Source organism: Pseudoalteromonas sp. TB64 (assembly GCF_000498095.1).
In the GTDB taxonomy this organism is placed as follows: domain Bacteria; phylum Pseudomonadota; class Gammaproteobacteria; order Enterobacterales; family Alteromonadaceae; genus Pseudoalteromonas.
In genome coordinates this window covers 16,216-29,113 of sequence record NZ_AUTQ01000211.1, presented here as the reverse complement: position 1 = coordinate 29,113, position 12,898 = coordinate 16,216, and the positions used below count along the sequence as shown (strand labels likewise).

Annotated in this window: 9 protein-coding genes and 1 pseudogene; 5 read left to right on the top strand and 5 right to left on the bottom strand. The window is 37.9% G+C overall.

Annotated features, from left to right (window positions below; all coding sequences use genetic code 11):
- Positions 1-300 precede the first annotated feature (300 nt).
- Entirely contained in the window at positions 301-1,158 is an 858-nt protein-coding gene (locus tag L647_RS0117775; RefSeq protein ID WP_024612238.1) for a tetratricopeptide repeat protein, read from the bottom strand.
- A 111-nt stretch (positions 1,159-1,269) separates the two neighbouring features.
- Here L647_RS0117775 and L647_RS0117770 point away from each other — a divergent pair, with 111 nt between their 5' ends.
- Positions 1,270-2,577, top strand: coding sequence for an amidohydrolase (locus L647_RS0117770; RefSeq protein ID WP_024612237.1), 1,308 nt, complete (start codon positions 1,270-1,272; stop codon positions 2,575-2,577).
- 246 nt (positions 2,578-2,823) lie between these two features.
- Here the strand turns inward: L647_RS0117770 and L647_RS0117765 are convergent, their stop codons facing one another.
- The 4 genes from L647_RS0117765 to pomA all read right to left on the bottom strand — a co-directional run bounded on the left by L647_RS0117765 (position 2,824) and on the right by pomA (position 7,156).
- The gene (locus tag L647_RS0117765; protein WP_024612236.1) at positions 2,824-4,764 is read right to left on the bottom strand and encodes a DNA topoisomerase III; all 1,941 of its coding nucleotides are present in this window, start codon (positions 4,762-4,764) and stop codon (positions 2,824-2,826) included.
- Positions 4,765-4,806: 42 nt separating this feature from the next.
- Positions 4,807-5,322, bottom strand: coding sequence for a hypothetical protein (locus tag L647_RS0117760; protein WP_024612235.1), 516 nt, complete (start codon positions 5,320-5,322; stop codon positions 4,807-4,809).
- A 143-nt stretch (positions 5,323-5,465) separates the two neighbouring features.
- Positions 5,466-6,386 (bottom strand): flagellar motor protein MotB, encoded by a 921-nt coding sequence (locus L647_RS0117755; RefSeq protein WP_024612234.1) that lies wholly within the window; start codon positions 6,384-6,386, stop codon positions 5,466-5,468.
- 2 nt (positions 6,387-6,388) lie between these two features.
- On the bottom strand, positions 6,389-7,156 hold the full coding sequence (gene pomA / locus L647_RS0117750) for a flagellar motor protein PomA (RefSeq protein ID WP_024612233.1): 768 nt from the start codon (positions 7,154-7,156) through the stop codon (positions 6,389-6,391).
- Between the two features lie 309 nt (positions 7,157-7,465).
- Here pomA and L647_RS0117745 point away from each other — a divergent pair, with 309 nt between their 5' ends.
- The 4 genes and pseudogenes from L647_RS0117745 (at position 7,466) to L647_RS0117730 (ending at position 12,870) form a co-directional block, all read left to right on the top strand.
- Positions 7,466-7,708: an exodeoxyribonuclease VII small subunit gene (locus L647_RS0117745; protein ID WP_024612232.1), complete on the top strand. Its 243-nt coding sequence runs from the start codon at positions 7,466-7,468 to the stop codon at positions 7,706-7,708.
- A 3-nt stretch (positions 7,709-7,711) separates the two neighbouring features.
- The gene (gene ispA / locus L647_RS0117740; RefSeq protein WP_024612231.1) at positions 7,712-8,599 is read left to right on the top strand and encodes a (2E,6E)-farnesyl diphosphate synthase; all 888 of its coding nucleotides are present in this window, start codon (positions 7,712-7,714) and stop codon (positions 8,597-8,599) included.
- Between the two features lie 112 nt (positions 8,600-8,711).
- Positions 8,712-10,567, top strand: a pseudogene (gene dxs, locus L647_RS01000000124515) (1-deoxy-D-xylulose-5-phosphate synthase).
- Between the two features lie 221 nt (positions 10,568-10,788).
- A complete protein-coding gene (locus tag L647_RS0117730; protein ID WP_024612230.1) occupies positions 10,789-12,870 on the top strand; it encodes a hypothetical protein in 2,082 nt (693 codons plus the stop codon).
- Positions 12,871-12,898: the final 28 nt, after the last annotated feature.

Genomic DNA, 12,898 nt, shown 5'->3' with positions numbered 1-12,898 from the left:
AAAACCGAAGTTTTATTTAACTCTCTGAGTAGTTCGCTCCTCGCTAGGCGTTGGCGTTTCCCGTCTCAGTGGGGTCGCATTATAGGGAGCGGCGAATTTTACGCAAGCGTTATTTGCATAAAATAGTAATTAAAATTAAGCCCAAAGCAAGCACACACGATAAGCACAAGTTACCCACAAAAACCTGTTGATAACTATCCATTTTACATAGTAAAGCAATGCTGAAGCTTTTAATTAAAGGCTTAAAAATGCAAAAAGCACCTTATGTAGGTGCTTTTCAAAATCAGTAGTTATTAGAATCTAGTATAAAATACTATATAACTTACGACGATACTTAGCAGCTAGCACGTCTCCATCAGGTAAAGAGGCAATAATCGCTAAAAAGCCTGATTTTGCCTCACTAAAATTAAGATCTTTTTGAAGTATTGTAAATAGTACGTCCAACGCATCCTCTTTTCTTCCTGCTTCATTAAGTAATGCACTTAACTCTTCTTTTAACGCTAAGTCATTTGGATACTTTTCTACTTGCTGTTGCTTCTTTTTAATCTCTGGTGAGTCTTTTGCTTCAAGCGCAGCTTCGCATTTTGCTTTTATATTATTAAAGTAAGCATCTTGCTCTTGTACATCGATTGTATTTATAAGCGCTTGCGCTTCATCTACTTTATGAATTTGGATACATATGTCTGCAAGTACCAATTTGATACGCGCGTTATTATTGTCGATTTCATAAGCTTGCTTTGCATAATTAAATGCCGCATTTAAATCTGACTTCAATAGAGCTTGTTTTGCTTGCTCTAATAATAAGTCCTGTTGTGCAGGTAGATGTTTCCCTAGGGCTTCTCGTATTTGTGCTTCAGTTTGAACACCAGCAAGTAAATCGACTGGTGCTGAGTCTTTTAATAATACAAGTGTAGGTAATGTTTGTAGCCCTACTTGTTGTGCAAGTTGAGAAGCTAGGGCTTGTTCTGCATCACAATCTAGGTTTGCCACTACTATGTAGCTTGCATATTCAGCTGCTACTTTATCTAAAATTGCAGCCTGTCCTATGCAATCAGGACTTTGTGGTGAGAAAAAGTTAAGCAACACTAATTTTTGTTGTGATGTTTCACCGAGTACTTGCTGAAGATTTTGTGCGTTAATACTAACTATGTTGCTCATTTAATTGATTGCCATATTCATCTATTTAGGTTTTTATATGGTGGTAAACATAATAATTACAAGTCATATACCTAAATCACTCGGTATAGATATCAATCAATGAGGCGAAACATGAAACTAACTTACTTAAGCGCAGCGCTCTTAATAGCAAGTCCATTTATACAAGCAAAGCCACTAGATTTAGATTTAAGCTCAAGCATGCCAGCTATAGAAAAATTTTACCTCGATTTACATCAATCACCAGAGCTTTCAAACCACGAACAAAATACAGGTAAAAAAATAACCTCTCAATTATCAAAACTTGGTTTTGAAGTAACAAATAATGTAGGTGGTTTTGGCGTTGTTGGTATTTATAAAAATGGTGATGGTCCAACAGTAATGATACGTACTGATACAGACGGCTTACCTATTACAGAACAAACAGGCAAAACGTATGCTTCAAAGGTAACTGTAACAGATGAGCATGGTGCAAAAGTAGGTGTAATGCATGGGTGCGGTCATGATATTCATATGAGTTCTTTTATAGGAACTGCTGAACAACTAATAACGCATAAAAATGAATGGCAAGGTACATTGATGATGGTTGCACAACCCGCAGAAGAAGTAGGTGCTGGTGCTAGAGCAATGTTAAGCGATGGTTTATTCAGTAAATATACTCAACCAGACCATATTATTGCACTGCATGTTAGTGCTAGCGTTCCTGCTGGTAAAGTATCAATGAAAAATGAATATACAATGGCAAGCGTCGACTCTGTAGACATTGCAATAAAAGGAAAAGGCGGGCATGGCGCTTATCCGCACACAACTATTGATCCTGTTGTAATTGCAGCTCGAACCGTTATGGCATTACAAACAATAACCAGTCGTGAACTTTCACCATTAGAACCATCTGTCGTTACCGTCGGTTCTATACACGGAGGTTCTAAACATAATGTGATTCCAGACGAAGTAAAACTTCAATTAACTTTACGCAGCTACAGCCCTGATGTACGTAACGCTCAAATTGCAGCAATAAAACGCATTACTGCAGGCATTGCCCAAAGTGCAGGATTAGATGAGGCTATGTATCCTGTTATATATGTAAAAGAAGAATCAACGCCCTCTACTTACAATAATCCTGAACAAACTAATATAGTCCGTAAAACTATTGCTGATGCAATTGGAGATGAAAATGTATTGGAAGCAAAAGCGGTAATGGCCGGTGAAGACTTTGGTGTATATGGTCGTACCGAGGAAAGCATTCCAATTACGTTATTTTGGTTAGGCGGTGTTAATCAAGCACAATATGCAGATTCAATAAAAACAGGTGAAATACTCCCTTCCCTACACTCTAGTAAATTTGCACCTGATTATAAAGTTGCTATTCCAACCGGAATAAAAGCAATGAGTAACGCTGCTGTTGCTTTATTTAATAAGTAACCTGAATTCTGGATAATAAATCTATCTCAAGCAGCTATTTTCAGCGCTAACTACGTTGAATTTATTTGCAATAGGCCAGCTATTGACGCGTAAATTCGCCTTGTTTTCACTGAAAATCTCTGCCTAGAGAAAATAAATTTAAATATCATCATGATTCAATACGTTAGTAAATCTCTTAACCAGAGTTCAGGTTAAGTAATACCAATTCAACATTAAGTAATATCGTTTAATAAAAAAGCTCTGTAGCTAACTAGCAACAGAGCTTTTTTTATAACTCGACTTTTTAAAGGTCGATTTTCCGCCTCGTTTAGCAAAACGTTTTTTAGGTGAGGTTTTTGGTAGCTTAGCAAATGCATCACTATCGCAGTTTGCTGCTAGTTGTACAAAACCATTTAGGTCGGCAAGTAAAGGTTGTAAAAATTGCTGGTAACTCATTGCTTGCTGCGCAATATCACCTAGGCTCGATTCCCACTTTGCGGTTAAATCAGGACTCACTAAACCTTGCGGTAATACGCTAATGAGTGCAAGCCCCGTTTCGGTTGCTCTAATTGACTTACCTTCACGCTTTAAAAAAAGTCGCTTAAATAGCAATTCAATTATACCTGCACGCGTTGCCTCAGTGCCTAAACCATCCGTGTCTTTTAGTATTTTTTTAATTTGTGGATCTTTAACATATCGGCTAATGCCCGTCATCGCAGCAAGTAGTGTAGCATCAGTAAAATAAGCTGGGGGTGATGTATGCTTTTCGACTACTTCGCCTTTATCGCAAAAAAGAGACATACCTTTAGTTAAAGGAGGTAGCGTAGCTTCATCTTTTAATTCAGACTTACCCATTAACACCTTAAAGCCCAAGCTTACATCTTGCTTTGCATTTGCTTTAAATAAACCGCCAGCAATAGTTACCTCAGCTTTAGTTTCGTTATAAATATAGTCGGGATAAAACTGAATTAGGTAATGACGGCTTATTAATTGATATACCTTTGCTTCATCGCCGCTCAAACTCGCTGATTTTAACTGTTTCGCTGTTGGTACAATTGCATGATGCGCAGCTACTTTTGAATCGTTAAAACATTTGCTACGCTTTTTAGTATCAGCCCCGTTTACTAATTCAGAGCTTTGCACACTATTAGCACTTATTGCTTTAAAAATAGCAGATGCATCTTGATGGTGATCTTTAGGTAAATAGCGGTTGTCTGAACGCGGATACGTTATTAATTTATGACGCTCGTAAAGTATTTGGCAAATATCTAACACCTTTTGAGCAGGCATACCAAATGCTTTAGCTGCATCTATTTGTAGTGCAGATAAGTTATATGGCAATGGTGCACTCTGCTTTTTTTGTTTTTGCTCAAGTGCCGTAAGCTCAGCACTTTGCTTTGTAATGCGTGAAGCAACATTTTCTGCTAATGCACTATTAAGTATCCGACCTTCTTCATCTTGATGTGGCTCACATGCTTTACTTGGCACCCATTTAGCTGTGAATGGTTGATTATCAGGAGTAAGTAAATGTGCCAGTACATCGTAAAAAGGCTTAGATACAAAGTTCGTAATTTCGTTATCTCTATTAACTACAAGACCTAAAATAGGGGTCTGTACTCGCCCTACCGAAAGTACATTACCAAACCCAGCTTTTTGCCCAGCTAGGGTATATGCACGCGTTAAATTTATACCAAATAACCAATCAGCACGAGAGCGCGCTAAAGCAGATACACTTAACGGAATAAAATCTCGATTAGAGCGCATAGCACTCAATGATTTTTTTACTGCCGATAGGTTTAAATCGCTAATGAGTAAACGTTGCGTACTCTGCTTTTTAGTCTGACTTATTTTAGCTTCTTCTATTACTTGATCGACAAGCAGCTGGCCTTCTCTGTCTGGATCGCCAGCATGAACAAGTTGCGAAGCTTGTTTAATTAATTTTTTTAAAACAGTGAGCTGTTTACGTGTTTTAGTTTTGGCTTTTAACTTCCACTGTTCTGGTATTATGGGTAAGTGTTCAAACTGCCATTTTTTAAAACGCTCATCATAGTCATCGGGCTCGGCTTGCTCTAACAAGTGCCCAATACACCAAGAGACACAATCACCATTAGCGACTTCTATATAACCATCATGCTTTTTATGTGGTTTTGGTAGCGCATCAGCAATAGCGCGTCCAAGTGAAGGTTTTTCTGCAATGTAGAGTTTCATAGCTTGCTCACCACTGTTCATATAAACAGTAGTTTAGCACAGCTATTTTAAAGGAGGGACTTTTTTATAATTATTACTAGTTACTGCATTATTATTTTTAATTACTATATAAATTAGCGGAAGATAACACACCACTACGGTGGCCGTATTAATTAAAGGTAAAAGCGTTTTATACATTAGCGTGCTATAAGATAAATCCCAAAGGTGGCGATCAACAACGCGAAAAAGTTGTAAAATTGGTGCCATTATAACAACCAACTGACCTAACACACATTGCCATAAATAAACTTTGTCTTTTATCCCAAGGTAGGCAATTAAAGCCATCCAAGCAATGTCATTAAACGCCCAGACAAGATATCTATATATATAAATATCTTTATCAAACTCTCTTAAAGAATCGTATATAAGTGCACCAAATAAGAAAAATGCACCTGTGACACATACAAACCATAATGCTAAAAAATCTTTACGCAAATAGAAAATAAAAATAGCTGGGATTAAAAATAAAACCCAGCTAAGTTCAAGAAGTCCAATTACCTTATCAACCCATAAAGGCATTATTATTCTTTCGTCTTATCGTCATCTCCGCCAGTTCCGTTGCCTGGCATATCGCTATACTTATATTTTTTCTTCATGGGTATTCCATTACATTTGTTAATATTTATTATTTTATGTTAAAAAAACCGCTTTGCCAAGGTGTACTATCTTACATCAATTGGGGCTGACTCTTTTGCTTTACCTTGCAAAATAGAAATCTCGACACGACGATTTCTTCGACGATCTTCATCTGTATCATTTGGTACAAGTGGTCTTGTTTCAGCTCGACCAACAACCATCATGCGAGTTTTATCAAAGCCTTGCACTTTTTGTAGTTCACTTGCAACGGCCACTGCACGTTTTGATGATAAGTCCCAATTATTAACATATAGCTCGTTAGATACCTGAAAATCATCAGTATGCCCAGATACCGTTATTTCACCGGGTACATCTTTTAATAAAACGCCAATGTCTTGAATAATTGGTTTAAACTTGGGTTGTAAAAAAGCACTTCCTGAAGGAAACGAACCGTTTTCTCTAATACGGATAATTATTTGCTGTCCTAACGATTCAAGCTCTATAGCACCATCAATAATTTGCTTTTCAAGCTGTTGTGCTATTTTTTTAACAAGCTCATTTGTTTGTTCTTGATCAGCAGATGCCGTTGCTTGTTCAGATGATTGCTCTTGAGATGTACTACGAGATTCACCACCACGTTTGTCACCACGCTGTTCTTGTCTTCCTCCAGCAGAGCTTTCATCACCGGCTTGAAATTCTAGCATTTGCTGAGTCATTTCTACTGTTTGCTGTTGAATAGTTTCTATTGGGGTGGGTTCTGGTTTCCCTGGTGTAAATTCCATTGCAATAACAGAGGTACCTTTAGGGATGTCTTTTACTTCTATTTTATTTTGTACACCAAAAGCAAACTTCATTGAGCCTGCTATTTGTTTAAATTTAAGTACATCCATCTCAGAAAACGCAAGCAAGAGTACAAAAAAGCACATTAGTAGCGACATCAAATCAGCAAACGTCCCCATCCACGCAGGTAACCCTGGAGGTGGACATTTACACTCTTGCTCAGACATGGTTACTCCTCGGTATCTACTTTACGTTTTGATTCAGCTAAGTAGTTTTTCAAAATACCTTCAATTACTTTTGGATTTTGACCATCTTGAATACCTAGCACTGCATCTAAAATCAAACGCTGATTCATTGCCTCTTCATCTTTACGAAGCTCTAATTTAACTTGAATAGGGATAGCAACTACGTTTGCTAAAAATGCACCATATAAAGTTGTTAATAATGCTACTGCCATTGAAGGCCCTATTGATTTTGGATCGTCCATGTTTGATAACATAGCAACCAAGCCTATCAAGGTACCAATCATTCCCATTGCAGGTGCTATATCGGCCATCGCTTTAAATAAGCCGGCACCCATTTCGTGACGGGTGGAGGTTAAAGTAATATCTTTTTGTAAAGTAGCTCTCACTACATCGGCATCGTGACCATCAACTAACATGTCGACACCTTTTCGCATAAACTGATTTGGTATTTCAGCTTCTTCAAGGGCTAAAAAACCACCTTTTCGTGCAGAATCTGCAAGCTCAATTGCTTTATCAATTAGCTCTTCAGGTGATTCTATTTTAAACATGAAAGCTTTAGCGGCTACTTTACCTATCCCAAAAAACTGTCCCATGGTGTAATTTGATAAAACTATGAATATAGATCCACCAAATACAATTACCACCGAAGGGGTATTGTAAAACATAGCCATTTCGCCACTACTACTCATAAACATCGACATGACAATTAAGCCAATTGCGCCAAGGATCCCTATAATGGTTGCTAAATCCACATTTCCTCCAAAGGTTTCATGCTGTAAGGCCTTATCATAAACTTTTATTATTAACTGCTTATCGGCAACATATTGAATTGCTTAAGCCATTTGTGTAAAGAAACATAAAAAGAGTATTAAAGTATTAGTTTAATTAAAGGTACATTATTAATTACTTTAACTACGGCAATAGACCGCTATTAAGTCTTTATTAATGTACATAAAGGTAACATTTAATGCTAATAAACGAAAAAAACATATCATCCTTTGACCTAGTTTAGCATTCCCCCTAAAATTGGCTTCTAAATTTATCATGTAAGCTGAAATAATATGGCGACTAAAAAACCTGAAAACTTAAGTTTCGAACAAGCACTAGAAGAATTATCAACAATTGTTAGTGACATGGAACAAGGTGATTTATCGCTTGATCAGTCGTTAAAGCAATTTGAACGCGGAATTGCTTTGGCTAATGCTTCATCAGGTAAATTACAGCAAGCAGAACAGAAAGTATCGATTTTAATGGGAAGCGGCGAAAAGTCAGCACTTGCAAACTTTGATAACGATGTGGAATAAACTGTGAGCATTAAAGAACAAATAGAACATGCTCAAACTGATGTAGCTAATACGCTCAATCTTTATTTTGAACAACCGCTCGATAGTGAAAAAAAAATAAAAGAAGCTACACATTATAGCTTGTTCAATGGTGGGAAAAGACTGCGTCCATTTTTGGTTTACGCTACAGGTAAAATGCTCGGTGCAGAAAAAAGTGATTTAGATGTACTCGCCGCAGCAATTGAATGTATTCATAGCTACTCTTTAGTACATGATGATTTACCAGCTATGGATGATGATGATTTACGCCGAGGTAGACCAACATGTCATATAGTTTATGGCGAAGCTGAAGCTATTTTAGCTGGAGATGCGCTTCAAACATTAGCGTTTGAGCTAATCTCAAATCATAATTTTAAATGTAGCTCAAAAACACAAGTAAAAATGATAGCAAAACTTGCACATGCCTCTGGTTTAGAGGGTATGGTTGCCGGTCAAGGTTTAGATATTGCTGCAACCGACAAAGTGATTACAGTACAGCAACTTGAGCGTATTCATAAACTAAAAACGGGGGCATTAATTAATTGTGCAATTACCTTAGGCGCAATGTGTTCTCCAAATGTTAGCGAACAAACTTTAGATAACTTATCTGTTTTTGGGTATGCTATAGGGCTGGCCTTTCAAGTCCACGACGATATTTTGGATGTTGAGGGCGATACTGTTACTTTAGGTAAGCCGCAAGGGTCAGATATTGCAGCCAATAAAGCGACATACCCCGCTTTATTGGGTATGCTTGGCGCTAAAGAAAAGGCGCAAAATTTAATACAACAAGCCCATGAAGCGTTAGCAAATATTGATGCTGACACAACACTTCTGGCGTCACTAGCAAATTACTTAATTGAGCGTGATCATTAAGCACCGCTTAAAAAGTATTGCACTTAGCACTGACATAATTACTGAACATTAATTGAATTTATACCGTATTTGTATAGGTTAATTGATGTTAGCGAAGGATAAATAAAAAACCATGACACTTGATAGTAGCAAGTATCCATTACTTAATTTGGTTGACGAACCAGCCCAGTTACGCGATATAGCGCAAGATAAACTCCCAGAGTTTAGCAATGAGTTACGTGACTATTTACTCAACTCAGTATCGCAAAGTAGCGGTCATTTAGCGTCTGGTTTAGGTACGGTTGAACTTACCGTTGCCCTACATTATGTGTATAACACGCCCGATGACAGGTTAGTATGGGATGTGGGTCATCAAGCTTACCCGCACAAAATACTGACTGGTCGACGCGATTTAATGCACACGATTCGTCAAAAAGATGGCTTACACCCATTTCCATTTCGTGAAGAAAGTAAATACGACACGTTTAGCGTAGGTCATTCAAGTACGTCTATTTCAGCAGCGCTGGGAATGTCTATTGCCGCGCAAAAAGAAGGTAAAGGACGAAAAACCGTTGCAATTATAGGCGACGGTGCCATTACTGCTGGTATGGCATTTGAGGCAATGAACCACTCTGGTGATGTAAAATCAGACATGCTTATTATTTTAAATGATAACGAAATGTCGATTTCTGAAAATGTGGGCGCATTAACAAATCATTTTGCACGTATTTTATCAGGTAGCTTTTATACTAACATTCGTGAAGGCAGTAAAAAGCTACTCTCTGGTGTACCTCCTGTAAAACAACTTGCTAGTAAAATGGAAGAACATATAAAAGGTATGATGATTCCAGGGACGTTTTTTGAAGAACTTGGTCTAAATTATATTGGCCCTATTGATGGTCACGATGTAAACATGTTGGTAGATACATTGCGCAATATGCGTAATTTAAAAGGACCACAGTTACTACATATAAAAACCCAAAAAGGTAAAGGATACAAACCCGCAGAAGCCGATCCTATTGGTTATCATGGCGTGCCAAAGTTTGATCCAAATATTTCGAGTCTTCCTAAATCAAAACCAAGTGCAGCTACCTTCTCTAAAGTATTTGGCGATTGGTTATGTGATATGGCTGAACAAGATAATAAATTAATGGCGATAACACCTGCGATGCGTGAAGGTTCTGGCATGGTGCGCTTTTCTAAAGAGTTTCCAGAGCAATATTTTGATGTGGCAATAGCAGAGCAGCATGCTGTTACTTTAGCCGCAGGTTTTGCCTGTGAAGGTTTAAAGCCTGTTATAGCTATTTACTCAAGCTTTTTACAACGCGCATACGATCAACTAATTCATGATGTAGCATTACAAAACTTGCCTGTATTATTTGCAATTGACCGTGCAGGAATTGTTGGGGCCGATGGTGAGACTCATCAAGGTGCTTATGATTTAAGTTTTATGCGCTGTATTCCAAACATGGTAATTATGGCACCAAGCGACACAAATGAATGCCGTCATATGCTTTATACTGGTTATCAAGCAAACTGCCCTGTTGCAGTACGCTACCCTCGAGGAAGTGCTGGTACAGAAGATATTCAAGCTAATATGCAATTACTCGAAATTGGTAAAGCGAATGTAATAAAGCAAGGTAGTAAAATTGCAATTTTATCATTTGGTACTTTACTTGAAAATGCCCAACTTGCAGCTAATGAGTTAGATGCAACTCTTGTTAATATGCGTTTTATTAAACCACTTGATACTGCACTTTTAAACGAATTAGCGACTAGCCATGATGTAATAGTTACACTTGAAGATAATNTGGCGGTGCAGGCTCTGCGGTTAACGAATACTTAGCAACGCAAAAAGCCAGTGTTAATATACTTAATTTAGGTATTCCTGATGAGTTTATTAAGCACGGCACACAAGATGAAATGCATGATGAAATGGGATTAGGCGAACAAGGCATACTGCTTGCTATTCAACGTTTTTTAAAATAACCCTTCCTCTAAAATATTCATTAAAATAAAAGGAGCTTTATAGCTCCTTTTTTAATTCCTTTTTTTTGCATCCAATTTTTAATTTCAATCGTTATTAGATTGAGGTTAACGCATGAACACAAAGAAATACTAATTTTTACATTGGTATCAGACTTAGCTATTTATTTTTAAGTCATCAACTTTACTGTTCATTTTAAATGGAATATTAAAAGGTAAAAATAATGAATAAAACTAATCAAAATATTACTGATCAAACAAACACAATAAACAAAAAACTTAGCTTTTCGGCTCTAACGCTCGCAGTGCTTATCGGCATTACAGGATGTAGCAGTGACGATGGTGAAATCACTAATACAGACTCTGATGACACAAATGGAACCCCTAATTTTGCAGAGGCTCAATTTGTGCTTGCAAATAATGGTTCTGATAATGCCGGTACAGCCGATCTAATTGACCAAAATTCAGTAAAATTAAAAACCTTTAACACAACAGCTAACGAAGGCGTTGCTTTCGATGCATTAGGTAACTTAATACAAGCAAGTGATATTTCAAGCGGTAGTATAAAAACAGTTTGCCAACTTGCTAACCGCGTAGATGAAGATAGCTTTAATAGTAACCGAGACCGTGAAATAACAGGTTCATCCACTACATTAGCAAACCCAAAAGGGATTGCGGTTTCTGACAAACTTGGTCTTATTTTTATTGCCGACTTTGGTGCTATGCAGGTCACTGTTTTCGGTGCAACTTCAGCGGGAAATTCAGCCCCTCTTGCCAATACAATAACAAATGCAGCTCCTTGGGATGTTGATTACGATGAGGTAAACGATAGACTTTACGTTGCACTAACTAACGGCGATGTTGCGGTATACGACAACTATGTTAATGGTGGTTTTGTGGCCATGCCAAATAGAACAATTACACCTAGCGATAATAACGGTGCGCAAGTTTCAGTAAATATTCACGGTATTGTTTTTGACTCAAATACTAACAAGCTTATTTTATCTGATGTAGGCAGTGCAACAGATGCTACTGATGGCTCTTTGTTTGTAATAGACAATGCTTCATCGGCTGATGGAGCAGTAAGCGTTGCACGCTCTATTGCAGGTCCAACAACTATGTTAGGAAACCCAGTAGACATTAGTTTAGAGGGTACTGATTTAAGAGTGGCCGAAAAATCGAATGATGCAATCCTCATTTTCAGTAATATTTTTGCAGGTGAAAGCGGCGATATTACTCCCGACTTAGTGACCTCCACTATAAAGCCTGAATCGATTACTAAAGTAGGTATGCAAAATGAAATGGCTGATATTTCAGATAGCGATACCCTAAACATGCCACTACTGGGTGTTGCTGTAAGTAGTAACCCAGCAACTACTAGCGAAACAACGGGTCAAATTAGCCGCTTAAGCCCAGAACTAACAACAACACTAGGCAGCTACAATGCGAACCAAACAATTGAGAGTGTTACATTTGATAAAGCAGGTAATAGCTATACAACATTTGATAACAGCACAACATCTACCGGTGGGATTATTATTTCAAATAAGGTAGCAATAAATAGAGATGGGCAAACATATAGCGCTAGCCAAGATAGTATTATTAGCGGTGCAAATACAGGTCTTATATCACCTAAAGGGCTTGATGTTGCATCTGATAGTGGCATGGTTTTAGTTGCTGAAAACAATGCAGACACGCCTAGCATCTCAATATTCTCCACCTGTACTACTGGTGATGCAAGCCCATTAATGACGCTTACTTTTGCAAACAATGCCCGCCCTTGGGATGTAGATTATGATGTAACAACTGATCGTGCCTTTGTTGCTTTAACAAACGGAACTGTGGCTGTATTTGATGAAGTTAAAAGTAAACTAATGGCTGGTACGACTAATATTGCCATAGAAGACAGATTAATCACTCCTGCAAATACAGGTACCGCAGTCGAGGCTCCAAGTAATATACACGGCATTGACTACGATTCAGTAAGTGGCTCACTAATACTCTCAGATGTTGGCAGTGCCACTGTTGCAGACGACGGTAAAGTATACGTGCTAAACAATGTAGCGACAGCATCTGGGTTAGTGAATATAAGCACGACTATTAGCGGTCCAAATACACTTTTAGGTAACCCTGTTGATATTATGTATAGCGGAACAGATTTATACGTAGCTGAAAAGTCGAACAATGTGGTTATGCGTTTTAATAATATATTAAGCAGTGCAGGCGGCAATATTAGTGCCGATGAAAGCGCTGCATTTGCAGCACCAGAGTCGGTTGCAATTTTACCAGCTTGGCTTAATAAATAAAGTTAGCCTTACCACGCCTGACCAATAA